This is a genomic window from Vibrio sp. TAP-3B (genome assembly GCF_057784735.1).
Window position 1 is genome coordinate 265494 of the sequence record NZ_CM173496.1, and the last position, 14438, is coordinate 279931.

14 protein-coding genes and 1 pseudogene are annotated in these 14438 nt (G+C 44.4%); 7 read left to right on the forward strand and 8 right to left on the reverse strand.

Annotated elements, in window-relative coordinates; translation table 11 throughout:
* Positions 1 to 15: 15 nt before the first annotated feature.
* The 5 genes from AC3D28_RS15670 to AC3D28_RS15690 all read right to left on the reverse strand — a co-directional run bounded on the left by AC3D28_RS15670 (position 16) and on the right by AC3D28_RS15690 (position 6167).
* Positions 16 to 1101: a glycerol dehydrogenase gene (locus tag AC3D28_RS15670; protein WP_098416348.1), complete on the reverse strand. Its 1086-nt coding sequence runs from the start codon at positions 1099 to 1101 to the stop codon at positions 16 to 18.
* A gap of 70 nt (positions 1102 to 1171) precedes the next feature.
* Positions 1172 to 2794 (reverse strand): dihydroxyacetone kinase subunit DhaK, encoded by a 1623-nt coding sequence (locus tag AC3D28_RS15675; RefSeq protein ID WP_098416349.1) that lies wholly within the window; start codon positions 2792 to 2794, stop codon positions 1172 to 1174.
* Between the two features lie 93 nt (positions 2795 to 2887).
* Positions 2888 to 3346, reverse strand: a complete 459-nt coding sequence (locus AC3D28_RS15680; protein ID WP_488536617.1) for a hypothetical protein — start codon at positions 3344 to 3346, stop codon at positions 2888 to 2890.
* Positions 3318 to 4895 carry an alpha-glucosidase gene (locus AC3D28_RS15685; RefSeq protein WP_488536618.1) on the reverse strand — a complete coding sequence of 526 codons (1578 nt, stop codon included), beginning with the start codon at positions 4893 to 4895 and terminating at the stop codon, positions 3318 to 3320. The genes AC3D28_RS15680 and AC3D28_RS15685 overlap by 29 nt, the downstream gene beginning before the upstream one ends.
* Positions 4896 to 5117: 222 nt before the next feature.
* Positions 5118 to 6167 carry a TRAP transporter substrate-binding protein gene (locus tag AC3D28_RS15690; protein ID WP_098416351.1) on the reverse strand — a complete coding sequence of 350 codons (1050 nt, stop codon included), beginning with the start codon at positions 6165 to 6167 and terminating at the stop codon, positions 5118 to 5120.
* Positions 6168 to 6733: 566 nt separating this feature from the next.
* Between AC3D28_RS15690 and AC3D28_RS15695 the strand changes: the two genes are divergently transcribed.
* A complete protein-coding gene (locus AC3D28_RS15695; protein WP_488536619.1) occupies positions 6734 to 7348 on the forward strand; it encodes a LysR family substrate-binding domain-containing protein in 615 nt (204 codons plus the stop codon).
* A gap of 366 nt (positions 7349 to 7714) precedes the next feature.
* Positions 7715 to 8844, forward strand: a pseudogene (locus AC3D28_RS15700) (IS3 family transposase).
* A 264-nt stretch (positions 8845 to 9108) separates the two neighbouring features.
* Here AC3D28_RS15700 and AC3D28_RS15705 read toward each other — a convergent pair.
* From AC3D28_RS15705 to AC3D28_RS15715, 3 genes are all read right to left on the reverse strand, one after another.
* Positions 9109 to 10137: an IS110 family RNA-guided transposase gene (locus AC3D28_RS15705; protein WP_488536620.1), complete on the reverse strand. Its 1029-nt coding sequence runs from the start codon at positions 10135 to 10137 to the stop codon at positions 9109 to 9111.
* 372 nt (positions 10138 to 10509) lie between these two features.
* On the reverse strand, positions 10510 to 10725 hold the full coding sequence (locus tag AC3D28_RS15710; protein ID WP_098416354.1) for a hypothetical protein: 216 nt from the start codon (positions 10723 to 10725) through the stop codon (positions 10510 to 10512).
* A 144-nt stretch (positions 10726 to 10869) separates the two neighbouring features.
* A complete protein-coding gene (locus tag AC3D28_RS15715) occupies positions 10870 to 11046 on the reverse strand; it encodes an AlpA family transcriptional regulator (protein WP_098416355.1) in 177 nt (58 codons plus the stop codon).
* Positions 11047 to 11179: 133 nt separating this feature from the next.
* Here AC3D28_RS15715 and radC point away from each other — a divergent pair, with 133 nt between their 5' ends.
* From radC to AC3D28_RS15740, 5 genes are all read left to right on the forward strand, one after another.
* The gene (gene radC, locus AC3D28_RS15720) at positions 11180 to 11653 is read left to right on the forward strand and encodes a RadC family protein (protein WP_098416356.1); all 474 of its coding nucleotides are present in this window, start codon (positions 11180 to 11182) and stop codon (positions 11651 to 11653) included.
* Positions 11650 to 12081: a DUF2787 family protein gene (locus AC3D28_RS15725; protein ID WP_488536621.1), complete on the forward strand. Its 432-nt coding sequence runs from the start codon at positions 11650 to 11652 to the stop codon at positions 12079 to 12081. Before radC ends, AC3D28_RS15725 begins: the two co-directional genes overlap by 4 nt.
* A 111-nt stretch (positions 12082 to 12192) precedes the next feature.
* Positions 12193 to 12462, forward strand: a complete 270-nt coding sequence (locus AC3D28_RS15730; RefSeq protein ID WP_488536622.1) for a hypothetical protein — start codon at positions 12193 to 12195, stop codon at positions 12460 to 12462.
* Between the two features lie 2 nt (positions 12463 to 12464).
* Positions 12465 to 13016, forward strand: coding sequence for a WYL domain-containing transcriptional factor (locus AC3D28_RS15735; protein WP_488536623.1), 552 nt, complete (start codon positions 12465 to 12467; stop codon positions 13014 to 13016).
* On the forward strand, positions 13013 to 14176 hold the full coding sequence (locus tag AC3D28_RS15740; protein WP_488536624.1) for a hypothetical protein: 1164 nt from the start codon (positions 13013 to 13015) through the stop codon (positions 14174 to 14176). Before AC3D28_RS15735 ends, AC3D28_RS15740 begins: the two co-directional genes overlap by 4 nt.
* Positions 14177 to 14438 lie beyond the last annotated feature (262 nt).

Sequence of the window (14438 nt, forward strand, 5' to 3'; positions counted from 1 at the left end):
GGTTGTTACTTACTTCTATTCAGAACCAAGCTTATGCGCGGTTAGGATAGCCGCGTAAACTGACTGAGCAGTTACCGGGAAAGGCATGTTATGAATGGTTTCGCCTTCAGCGCAAGAGGCTTCGGCCACTTCCATCAATTTCTCGTTGTTAAGCTCTTTAACACCCATTTGATGAAGGTTGGTTGGCAAGCCTACTGATCGACAGAAGTTAAGCACTTCGTCAATTTCTGCTTGAGGAGCATTTTCTAACACTAGCTGAGTTAACGTACCAAACGCCACTTTCTCGCCGTGTAATAGATGGTGACACTCTTCTAGCTTAGTAAGGCCATTGTGGATAGCATGTGCGGCTGCAAGACCTGAGCTTTCAAAGCCGATACCCGATAGATACGTGTTCGCTTCAATGATGTTATCAACCGCTTTGGTTGCGACACCATTTTCTGCTGCTGCTTTCGCTTTTACGCCATCAGCAATTAGAGTCTCGTAACACAGTTTTGCGAGTGCCTGCGCTGAACGCGTTGGCGCTCCACCAGCCATAGTCGCCTTACCTGATAAACCATTTGCGCGTGCTTCAAAGTAAGTTGATAGAGCGTCACCCATACCTGCAACAAGCGTGCGTACAGGTGCAGCTGCAATAATACCTGTATCCATGATGACCATGTTCGGGTTTGATGGGAACAGTAGGTACTCACTGAACTCACCTTCTGGTGTATAAATTACCGCAAGCGCAGAAGTGGGAGCATCAGTAGAAGCGATAGTTGGTACGATAACCACAGGCACTTTTGAGTAATAAGCGACAGCTTTTGCTGTATCAAGCGTCTTACCACCGCCAATACCAATAATGACATCATTACCCTGCTGCTTACTCACCTCGATTAGGCGGTCAATTTCAATGTGAGAACATTCGCCACCGAAAGTGTCAAAACTTGCTTGAAGACCTTCACCGACAATACTGGTCTCTGCTCGATCACGAACTAAGCCCATAACGAAATCATCAGCGATGGCTAACGGCTTTTTACCAAACACAGACACATATTTGCCAATGTTGTCTAGCGAACCTTCACCTTGAATGTATTTGCTTGGGGAAATAATAATGTTGTCCATAATGGAGTCCTTTTCTAACTCTGTTTCACGTAATGAGCCGGGCCACTACTAGGGTGACCCGTTAATTGGATTAAAATTGGCTAAACACGGTTTCTACAGCAAATGCACCTGGATCTTTGGTGCCTGTTAAGCTGTCACTGTTTAGGTAAGAAGAGCGCCCCGCCTTAGCACTGGTCATAGCGACGGTTGATTCCGCACCAGCCTTAGCCGCTTCGATAGCCGAGTTAAAGCCGTTGTCAGCCCAAGCCTGTAGCGCAGGATAGAGCGCATCGATCATGGTGCGATCACCTGGCTTAGCACCACCGTAAGCCATCATCTGACCTAAGCCAGTCTGCAGTGCTTTAGGCAGTGAACCATTCAGTTCAAAATCACGACCAGAGGCAGTGAACATAATCGACAGTAATACGCCTGATGAGCCACCCATAACCGACGTTAAACAGTCAGCAATGGTGGTCAGTAGCTTAGCTTTGTCTTGCAGAGGAAGTTGTTTCGCCTCTAGTTGAACCAAAATTTTACGAGCACCAGCAGCAAACGTAGAGCCAGTATCGCCATCACCTACAATCGAATCTAGGTGGTTTAGTTCAGCTTCAATATCGATGATTGACTGGCACACTTTGGTTAACACAAGTGCGGTTTCATCATCGTGCGAAGGTGTGAATGCTCTCTTAGCGATCTGGTTTTGGCACTGTGTGACTGGAACTTCGCGGCGAGCAACAACACCAGGCCAAGCCGCCGTTTCAACTGGAGAAACTAAAGCGTCACTAATGCTGTCTGTCAGTTGGATACTAGAGATTGAGAAGCCCTTCATATCAATCGCAGTCATCAGTGCGCCACTAACGATGAATTTCGCCTTTTTACCGAGCAATGATTCCATTACCTCTTTGGCGACAATATTCATCTCGATCGGTGACAAGCCCCCTAAGTTGTTGAGTAAAATAGCGTTATCATATGTTGGCTTGGCTTCTACTAGTTTACTAACCATGGTTGAGACGAGCTCTTTTGCCTTAGGCAAATCGATGGTCTCGATACCAGCTTCACCGTGAATGCCCAAGCCTAGCTCTGCTTTTCCTTGCGCGATACGGTCATTGCTTTCACCTGGAAGTGAGCAGCTAGTTAACGCGACACCAATTGACGCCGTCTTGTCATGAGCTTCAATCGCAGCTTGCTTCACTTCCTCCAGCGAACCACCGTTTTCAGCGACGAAACCCGCGACTTTTTGTACCAACAATGTACCCGCAATACCACGTGGCTGAGGGTTGCCGGGAATAGATATGTCATCACCAACAACAATAAGGTCTACCTTTTGACCCATCTCTTTGGCTTTCTCTACCGCTAAACCAAAGTTCAAACGATCGCCTGTGTAGTTCTTGATAATGACCAAACAGCCCGCATCACCAGTGACATGCAAAATAGCATTAAGCACAGCATCGACACTTGGTGCTGCAAACAGGTCACCACATACCGCAGCCGTTAACATACCCTTACCCACAAAGCCCGCATGAGCAGGTTCATGACCAGAACCGCCGCCACAGACAAGAGCGACTTTGTCCTTATTCCAGTCGCTTCGCGCCACCACTTTGATGTCATTATCAAAGTCGAGGAAGGTTAAGTTTTCACGCGTACTGGTGTAAAGCGTGCCTTCAATTGAGTCTATTACAAATGACTCTTTACTGTTTAGGATTAGATCAGACATAGTTATTCCAGATTTTGTTCAAACGAATTTGGGGAGTACCTCCATTTCTGGAGGCATTAAGTTATTGTTTTATTGGTAAGTTAGTTAAGTGGACTAGATGCTCTTAATCGCGGCCAATAGCTGTGCATCTTTTGACTGCTTGCGGTAGAACACCGGAGGCTGACCAATAGGCGCGTCGACTTTGATCCAACCGCCATTGAAGGTTTCACCACTCCATACGTGCACCCATTCATCTTCAGGCAGGTACAGCTCTTTAACCTGCTCATCTTGGTTGTATACCGGAGCTACCAATAGGTCGCGACCAAATAAGTATTGGTATTGAATTTGGTACGCTTCAGAGTCCTGCTCGTAGTGCATGAACAGCGGGCGCTGCACTGGGATACCTTTAGCTGCGTTCTCTTCCACTGCCGACTTGATATATGGCTTAAGGTGTTTGTAAATCTTCGTCATACGAGCAAGATGAGTCAGAGTCTCAATATCGGTATCAAACTGATGGTTATCATCAGGTCGGTTACCTTCATGACTACGCATAATAGGAGTAAATGCAGCCATTTCGAGCCCAGCGCTGGAACAACTCTTTCGATCGCGTATTACCGTGTAGTGTGGTGTATCCACCAATATCACTATGGCTGATACCGTTGCCCATTAAGCCTGCTGACAAAGCTGCTGGAATGACTGACGCTAGACCATCGTCCTTCTCCCAAATAACCGACTGGTCGCCAGCCCATAGTGCGTGACAGTATCGTTGCATACCCGTAGCACCTGCACGCATGAAGAACAAAATATCATCAGTTTTACCCGCCTCTGCAATCGCTTCATGTTGCACTTTCGCCCAACGATAAGGCCATTTGTTGTGCTCAATTTCAGCGCTGACGCCGTTGTGTAACGAGCAGTCTGTTGGCAGATACTCACCAAAGTCACCCATCCAGCCATCGAGGCCAAAGTCGATCATGTTGGTTTGAATTACGCCTTTGTACCATTCGCAGGCTTCAGGATTAGTGAAATCAACCACGCCACAGTAAAACTCACCAAAGTCGACCACGTATTTTGAGCCGTCTTCTTTTGTCGCTAGATAACCTTTTTCAAATGCTTCTTCATATAGAGGGAAGTCTTCTAAAACATACGGATTGATGTAACCGAGAAAACGGACACCATCCTCTTTCATTTGATGGATTTTCGTATCTAGCTCAGGGTAAAGATCAGCGCTCCAGTTCCAATCCCACTGCAAACGCTTACCGAACGAAGTCATCTTGATGCCTTGCCAGTCTTGACACCAAACACCTGAAACTTCTACACCCGCTTTACGCGCTGCAGCAACTTTGTCTAAGGTGATTTCAGTACCACCCTGAATGCCTAAAATAACGCCATTGTAGACCCACTCAGGCAATGCTGGCTGACGACCAAACACATCGGTTATGTTGGTCATTAATGCAGGGAATGATTCTTCGGCATCAAGCAGTAGGTACTCGGGAATGTTCCAACATTGCAACTCATGGTATTCAGAGTGTGTGAAATCGAAATCAGCGTACGCCGTTGTCTCTAGATGACAGAAATACTTCTTGTCTGACACAAACGTCGGCTGAGGGTAGTTAGTCGTGTAGTAATCACCACCAGCTTTATCTTTTACGTCTGCCTGCCAAGTAGTGTATGTGTTTTTGTTACGGCCAACGCCAGGTTCTGAACTCCATAGAGGGAAGTTCTTACCACGAAGGTTTAAGTAACTTAGCTGCTCACCACATCCGTAAACAGCTTCGCTTTCTGTCGCCGCTACACGGATCCAGAAACGGTTAAACTTATCATCAAGGGCTGTAAACTCGGCTTTTAGACGAGTTTCAGCGGTCTCAATCAGACGCATTTCTAATGCAGCATCGCCATCAACAGAAAAGATGACGACTACATCGTCTGAGTTTTCAGAAATTGAGAATTTCTTTAGCGGTAAACGCTCTGAAACATAATCGGTAATATCAAAGTTGCCGCGGTACATATCAAAGGTGCCTTGACCAATGCCTAGATACAACGCAGGGCTTTTTTCAGAGTGTTCAAATACTGTTCTGTTTTTATGGCTGATCGTAAAGCCATTTGGGGTTTGGACGAGTTTCATTAGGGCGACTTCCAAAATTTGGGCAAAAAGATACCAATCACATCGACGATGTGAGTCGCATTTAGGCAGAATCACGAAGAACTATGTTGAGGATTATGTTGCTTTGCCTTGTTTGATTAGACTTTTTGCTCAACGTTGGTCATGACGCCAAAGTGATTGGCTTGGGCGCACCTTAGGGAAGTGCGCCCTGATTTACTGCATATCAAAAAATGCGCTGGCAAATTAGTTAAGCTGAATATCGTAGTCAGCTTGAATGCTCGCTTCACACGTTTTGATTTCATTCTCAAAACGCTCAAGCCATTTCTGACCTTCAGCTCCAGCTGACTTCAAGAACGAATCTTTAACTGGTGCAGCTGCTGCCTTAAACGCTTCTTTTTCAGCTGCACTTGGGTTGTAGATTACGCCGTCTGCTTTCTTGAACTCTTCATAAGCAGAATATTCTTTATGCTTTGGATATGAACGTAGGTATTGGTTTTGCGCTGCGATACCATCAATAACGACTTTCTTTAGATCATCTGGGAATGATTTAAATTTACGGTCATTGAATACCCAAGCGCCCCCCATGTAACCATGACCATCGAGGAGCATGTAACCAAGGCTTTCGTGGAACTTGTTCATGATGATGTCTACAACACCGTTCTTAGTACCATCCACCATACCTGTAGAAAGCGCTGTATATACTTCAGGCCAAGCAATAGGCGTTGGTGCACCACCGAGCTCTGTCACTAGCTCTTGTTGCACTTTTGCAGGTACTGTACGCAATTTAAGACCTTTCACGTCTTTAGGGCTCTTAACCTGCTTGCTTGTCGTCGCAATGTTTCTCCAACCACCAGAGTTAGACACCGCCATCAAGCGAACATTTGGTGCTTTTTTCAGTAGTTCTCCACGAACATCGCCAATAAATTTCTCGTTGTCGTAAACACACTCTGCGACACGGTCATTTGGTAGCATATAAGGAAGGTCAAAGGCACCCACTGATTTCCAGAAGTTACCTAGTTCAGGAATGGTAGTTTGGAAGTAGTCAAACATGCCTGCTTGTACGCCCGCAATACACTCTTTCGCGTTCGAACAAAGCTGCCCTGATGGGTAGATATCTACCTCAATTTGGCCATTCGAGCGTGATTCAACAAAATTTTTGAACACTAGCAATGACTGGTGGTTGTAGCCATCAGTACTCGTAACATGAGGGACTGTTAACTTGTAATCAGCAGCATTGACCGCACCGGCAGCAAAAATAGACACGGTTGCTAGGCTCATTAGTGTTTTTTTCATAGTATTTCCTTCCACATTATTGGTTCCGACCTTCTTATAAAAGTATTGTTAGAGCAAAGATTCGAGGGGTTAGTCAGAGAACTCATCGTGAGTTATCTTGTTTAAATCTGTTTGTTAGATTTTATGTCGAACCTTTAATCGGTTTAACTTGGGGGACTCCATTTCTGCTAATGCTAACTCTCGAGTTCACAATCTAAAAAGCAACAAACACATATTGAGAGAGTTACCGAAGCTAAATCATGCTGCGTAGGTCTACTTGCCTATAATTTAGCCACCTTGCGGTATCTCACCCTTTGAGTGTCCGTATTTGCAATTGAATATAAAAGAGACAAATGATTAATTATAATGAAACAAATTCAATTTTTGATTCCAAACTGGAATGGATACAGATTTACTTCGCACTTTTTGCCAACTTGTCGATGACAAGAATTTCCGCGTAGCCTCGGAACACCCATACATCACGCAGTCTGCGCTAACGAAAAGATAAAACGCCTCGAAGAACCGCTAAATGTTGAATTATTTGATCGCGGTCGACATGGCGCAGAATTAACCCTATGGGGAAAATTTTGCTAAATGAAGCAAAGCGCATATTGAAAGGATTTGAGTCGTTTTTAACTTTGGCGGCGTTTGTTGCGGAAGGGACCTCCGGGCACCTAAATATCGGCTTTGGAATCTCGTCATTTCACGAAGCACCCAACTACATTGCTCAGTTCAAGCAAGACCACCCAAACGTACATGTGAGTTTGAACGATTACCCATCGCATAAATTGGTGGAAGAGCTCACTGTCGGTAATCTACAACTAGGATTTGATCGACTACCTGTCACGCCGCCGCTAACCGCAATCCCGCTGTTTGCTGATCGACTAGTAATCGCCATTCACGAAAAGGAAAACATCGATGAAGATAATTTGTGGGCATCACTAAGCCACCACAGCTACCTCGCATTGAGCCAAGGTAAGAATCCAACAATGAATAAGCACATCAGCGCTTACTTGTGGGAAGCCCAGCAGCGCCCAGTTGTGATTGAAGAGGCAGATGAGATTATCACTGTGCTTGCACTAGTATCTGCCCGTTTGGGTTACACCATCATTCCGGCGAGTGTTGCTCGTATCAGCCAGCCAGAGATCCGTTTTATCCCACTCTCTGGTGAAGACGCAGAGTGGTCTGTAGGATTATTGTAGAATTCTGAGTTTACAGATCCCGTTCGCCGAGCATTTATCGAAAAAGTCATCAGCGAGCTCAGCTAACTCAAATGCTCCCTCCATTCACCACGTCAGAATGTCATGCACTAAGTTCTTCAAACATTATGATTAAGCTGGTGTTGACTAGTGCGTTTAGTAAAAGCCGACAAAATGGATATCCTTAACAAACTCCTACTTTCACTAAGAAAGTTAAAACCATCAATGTTGCCATCGCCAATGTAAAAGTTACCCACTAACGCCGATTAAAGTTACCCAGCTATCCATACGTAATCTTGTAGTGGTACGGTGAATTTGGTCACTTAGTTAGAGGTGATATCATCACCTCATAAGTTAACAGGTGACACTATGACAAAACGTACAAGACGACTATTTAGCGCAGAATTTAAGTTAGAAGCAGCGCAGTTAGTCCTAGACCAGAACTACTCAGTGACTGAAGCAGCCCAAGCCATGAATGTGGGCAAGTCCACGATGGATAAGTGGGTTCGCCAGCTCAGAGAAGAGCGCCAAGGAAAAACACCCAAAGCTGCACCTATGACCCCTGAGCAAATAGAAATTCGGGAATTGAAAAAGAAGTTGGCTCGCCTTGAAGAGCATAATGAAATACTAAAAAAAGCCACGGCTCTGTTGATGTCGGACTCACTGAACAATTCTTGATAATCAAGAAACTCAAGCAGAGCTACAGCGTAAAAACATTGTGCGAAGTCTTCAATGTTCACCGAAGTAGTTATAACTATTGGTTTAAACGCCCAACGGTAATTAATGCTGAAACAGTAAAACTTCGCAGCTTGGTTAGCGAGGCTCACGCCGCAAGCAATGGCTCAGCGGGAGCGAGAACCATTGCAGATATAGTCACAAATCAGGGCGTAAAGCTGAGCCGATACCAAGCAAAAAAGCTTATGAAAACTCTTGGTTTAGTGAGTTGCCAAGAACCAAAGCATCGTTACAGAAAGGCTTCACAAGAACATATTGAAATTCCAAATCACTTAGGTCGTCAGTTTGCTGTTACCGCCCCAAATGAAGTCTGGGTTGGCGATGTTACGTATATTTGGACAGGTAATCGGTGGATGTATTTAGCGGTTGTTATCGATCTTTTTGCTCGCAAAGTGATTGGTTGGTCGATGTCTTTATCACCGGATACTCGGTTAACAGGTAAAGCTCTTTCGATGGCTTATGAGTAACGTGGTAAGCCTAAAGGTGTCATGTTCCATAGCGATCAAGGTCGTCACTATACAAGTCGTAAATACCGCCAATTACTGTGTCGTTTTCAAATAAAACAGAGTTTATCTCGCAGAGGAAATTGCTGGGATAATGCGCCAATGGAGCGCTTCTTTAGAAGTCTGAAGACGGAATGGGTGCCAACTGTGGGTTATCGTAGCTTCGCTGAGGCTCAACAAGAGATCAACCGCTACATTATCGGATATTACTGCCAACTCAGGCCACATCAGTATAACGGTGGCCTAACGCCCAATGAATGAGAACGATTATATTGGGAAAACTCTAAAACCGTGGCCAATTTTAGTTGACCATATATGGACGCCTCAGCTTTTACAACACTTTTGAATGATTGGTTCACTACCATATATTCGGCGTCGTTACAGGCTCTTTCGCCTGCGCCTTGATGTAAATCCGAAACCTATTGCCTAATCACTACATCGGCATTTAATGCCTTGGTCAACTCAGGTTACAATAGGTACGGTTAACCGTTTATTCATCAGTGTATGTAAACTTTCTTGAGGTTATTATGCAAAGGCTTTGTTTACGTCAAAGTCATGGCTTCCTGTTAATATTTTCCATGCTATACGAGCTAGTTTATTCGCAAGTGCGACCACAGCTTTATGTTTACCTTGTCTGACAGCTAAAGCGTTGAACCATTGCCCAAGTTTATCTTGCCGTTTGTTGGCAAAACGCCCTACAGCTCTCGCGCCATGAATAAGTAACACACGCAGATCGGCGCTGCCATTTTTTGTGATGCTCCCTAAGCGGATTTTACTACCAGAACTAGATTGAGTTGGTACTAATCCGCACCATGCAGATAACTGCCTGCCATTTTTGAATTGTAGACCTGAACCTATCTCACTAATAAAACTCGCTGTTACTAATGGCCCAAATCCAGGAATTGAAAGCAGTGCTTCGTAGCGAGGTTGATTTTGACAAAGAGCTTTAATATCACGCTCGATTTGCTCTATTCGATAATTTAAAGCGCATAAATCATCATATAGAGATTTAAGAAGGCTACGGAGAGTATACGAAAGATCGTTGCTTCCATCTTCTAAAGCATCTATCAGGGACGCTTGCAGTTTTATTCTTCCGACACTAAAAATAACGCCAGATTCACCTGCTAAACTGCGAATTTGGTTTACTGTCGCCGTTCTGTTTTGGACTAAGCGGGCCCGAACACAGCGTAATGATTTAATATCTTGTTGATCTACCGTTTTTATAGGCACTTTATGGATATTAGGTCGAAAAGCTGCTTCACATATAGCAAGAGCATCATTCGCATCGTTCTTTTGGCTTGAGACAAATGGCTTAACATGTTGGGCTGGAATTAGCTGAACATCGAAGCCTAACTCTTTGAACTTCCTCCCCCAATAGTGAGAGGTCCCACATGCTTCCATTGCAATTAAAGTTCCTTGAGGAAATTGCCTTACTTTATCGAGTAGCTTATTGCGTCTAACTTTTTGATTACTCTTAATTGAATGATCTACAAGACAAACACAAACCTGAAATACATTTTTGGCTAAATCAATTCCAACAACTTTTATATCCATAATGGCAGCCCTTTAGGTTTACTATCAGCATCAAGTTTGGCAGATACCGCGAAACTTGAGTGCTGAGGCGTCCATCACATCACTACAGTCAAACCACCTGTAAGTGATTCATGAGATTGAGCATCACTGGCATGGAAAGGGGCAAAATTTAGTTAACCAAAGACTCATTCACACAGAGACACATTAATATGACACAGCTAGTCTTTTCTTTAATGTATACGTTCAATATTGGACAAAAAATAAAGTGGTATTGAATAGTGAAAATATGCCAATCTCATGCTGTTTCAGCAGTAAGCTTTTTACTTCATAAGCATAAAAACCGTTACCTAAAAGATAACGGTATATTTTTAATAATGATGAGATGACTATTTCCTATTTTTGGGCTTTAGATGAAACCAAAGGCGTTTCTGACTTCGCTGGGTTTACAGCTTTATCTATTAAGGCTGCTGAAGCACCTACAATTGCTGACACGACGAAGCCTCCCGTCGTTATCGTACCTATTGAACCAAAAACCGGTGCGGCTTTAATTACAGTCACCATACTTACCGTTCCTGCAACGACTTTGCCCGTAGTTTGATACCATGACATCGCTTGTTTCCTCTTATGATAAAAGAATAAAGAAGACTGCCATTTAGCAGCCCCGAAAACACTACATGAGCTTCGCTCAGCCAAATCTGCTGAACTCAGTCACATTACGATGAAATATATTTGTAATCTTTTTAATTCATACCGTTAACGGGCTTGGAGCATTGACTCCATCCAGTCGTCAACTTCACTCTCTAACCATGCAACCGCTCTATCACCTAAGCTGATCGTTTGAGGAAAGTCACCATCGTTCATTTTTCGATAGATAGCAGAGCGACTAAGTGCAGTTTTATCCATTACTTCTTTCAGTTTCAAAAATCTCATGGGTTTATCCTCATTATTTATCCATGAGATTCATTCGTGAGTTAAAAAATACGTGCTCTCACCTTCGAAATGAGCAACTTTCAGATATATGTCTTCTTCTTGAAATACATCAACCATTTCAATTGGAGGACTTATGTCAACCCCACATACTGATTACCAAAAAGGTTTGAAATACAGAGAAAACAAGATTTTGGATCGCGCAGCTGCAATCCTCGCTAACCGCTACGTTCGAGGTAATGCCCTTTGTAACCCGGATGCAACCAAAGAGTATGTTAGATTCAAACTAGCCAGCGCGGAGCACGAGGTTTTCGCTCTGCTACTGCTTGATAACCAACACCGTGTCATTGAGTTTAAATCACTCTTTAAAGGCACCATTGATTCCGCCAGCATTTATCCGCGCGAGGTCATCAAAAGCGTCTTGGAAGTAAATGCAGCAGCGGTCATTCTGGCGCATAACCACCCTTCCGGTGACCCTTCTCCATCTCAAGCGGATAGGCGTATCACACGCAAGCTCATCGACGCTTTAGCGTTAGTGGATGTCAGGGTGCTTGACCATATCGTTGTAGGAGACAGCAGTGTCTCGTTCGCAGAAAGGGGGTGGCTATGATCAGTACGATTTGTGGTGACGTTTCTTTAGCGCCACAATTGCATCAACAATTGGAGAAGCTATTGAAAGGGCACTCTTTACCTGACAATGCCAAACAGTTACTCCTGACTTGCCGCCAATTAAGCTACTACCGTCATGGCCGAGGCATTCATCCTGTTGAAGTGCAGTTCAAACGCACTGCAAACTCCGAGCTCTGGCAGATTGTCTTCTTTGCCAGCTTTTCTTACCCATTTGAGAGCGCGCTCAACGTTCAGCCTGAACTGTACTTCCACCTTGTCAAGGGATGGTGTTATCAGTCCGATACAGGGGCGGTAAACCTTGAACATCCAGAAGTACTAGACCTTCTTCAGGTATGGATGAAAACGTTCGCTCGACATCTTTCAAGCATGGATTTTGACGAGATCGATTTATCCATCGTAGGAAAGTAAGCCTCTCCCCCCATCACGACACTTCATGACGCAGGTGTGACAAATTACGTCGTATCATTTTCTCTTAAGACATTGATACGACAAGCTTTGTCGCACCTTTTTGATATTGTCATGCCCAACAGAACGAACCTTGTTGAACTGACCATGACGCAACCTAACCAAACTCAGTATCACCTTGAGCTTATCTTGGCGATTTACAACCTTATTCCATACAATAAGAAAGTCACCGCTAGGCAAATTCAAGCTCAACTGTCCCCGCTTGGTTTAGAGCGTTCTCTACGCACTATCCAACGTAATCTGTCCGCTATCTGTGCCATGTTTCCCAATGTCATGGTGGATGATAGAGACAAACCCTTTGGCTACCAAAAAACGAAACTCTGAAGATGAGCACGACAGCTCACGAAGCGGTATTGCTCTACTGGCTTGTCGAGTCAACCAAGCATCACTTGCCTAGCAGCCTTGCTCCACTATTAGATGACTTCCTCTCGAACATTACCCCTGAAGACATCAATCACATTCGAAATCATTGGTCATCCAAAGTGCATGTTATTGGCGCTGTGATGAGAGAAAGTTCCCTACACACCAACGTTGGTGTATTCCAAATTGTTTGTTTGGCTGCTCTCCGGCAACGCCTTATCTCATTAAAGATAAGCGTAGGTGACGACACTCTACGCCTAACTAACGTTCAACCAATAAGTCTCGTACTCCATCACGGAAACCCTCATCTCGTTTGGCGTACACACACGCATACCAAGTTGAACATCTTACCTCTTAGCAACATCCAGGAGGCCGCCATGTCGAGCTTTCGCTTTGAACTTCAAACAGATGCAACTCTGCTCTCGTCTGAAGTTCAAGGATTGTTTGATATCGCTGGCTCTCATCTTGAATTCAACACAAGAGCACCCTCTAAAACTTACTATGGAGAAATAGAATGAACCTATCTAAAACCCTACTTACCATTGCTCTCTTTACAGCCCCTTTCGCCTTAATCGGGTGTGGCGGCTCTTCTGGCGGGAGCGACCATAACGACTACAGTCAGCCGTATCAATTTGGTGGTGCTGTACAGAAAGGTCCTCTACAACCTGGCTCAGTCGTCACCGCCTATGAACTTAACCAAGACTTAGAAAAGACCGATACCTCGTACACCACTCAAATCGAGGACTATGAAGGTAATTACAACATGAATGAGCGGTTCAATACGCCTTATGTCGAGCTCGTTGCACAGGGAGATTACTTTAATGAGCTCACAGGAAAAAGTGATGAGCAGATACGAATGAGCGTTTTTGTCGATATGAACGCGACGACACAAGTGAACTTCAATGTTGCTACAGCGGCCATGAAAGCAAGTATCATGGCAAAGGTACAAGCCGGACAGACCTTTGATGAGGCGGTGCATGAAACCACCTCTGAGCTGCTAAGCCTTTACAGTTATGACCCTGCGCAATGGGCAGATGGTATTAACTTCTATAACGTCAACCTTTCTAACGCTGGCGATACCAGCACTGTGCTGCTCGTTACCTCTGCAAGTACTTTAACCATGGCGACCGAAAACGGACTCACGTTAGAGCAACAAATCGAGAAAATTGGTCAGGTATTGTTAGATCCTAAGTCAGTTCAGTTTGAAGAGATGAAACAAGCACTAACCAAGTACAGCCTCGCGCTATACAAAACTGCAGCGTACGAAAACACTCAGAAGTACTACGCAGACAACGGTCTAGGCTTTGATATTCCACACGTGGATTACTTCATCGACATCGACGGTGACGGCGTGCTACCTAACAAAGACTTACCTGTATTTGCTTATACTTCAGGTGTATCAATTGCTGTAACTGAAGAGTCTGTCGGTCAGGTAGTACCTGTTGGCGCATGGGCTATCGACTACCAAGGTCGTCCTATGACATTCGAAGTGATTGGTGAATTCAAACACGGTGAAATTGCATCGATTGAATACACTGACACTGGCGTTAGTATTTGGTACCGTCTCACAGACGTGAACATCGACGCAACTATCGATGACTGCGTTACCATCAACACGGTAAAACCTGCACCTGCTAACGTCACATACGATGCATGTGTTACTCTAACCAAACCGTAATCTTCAGCAGTTCGTAAAAATAGGAAGCCTAGCTTCCTATTTTTGTCAGACTCACAATGTCATTGTGGAGCAGAACGAAGCGTATTCAGAAAGAATACATCAATAACTAAAAACGTGAGATGGCGTTTACATTTACACTGACACAGACGTAGGGTACTGAGGCCGAGTATCATTAACACTACTGATGTTATCGAAGTCAGTAAACCAGCAGTGTATGACCGTGCTACCGAATGCTGTGTTCTTATCTAGTATACTCCGAATG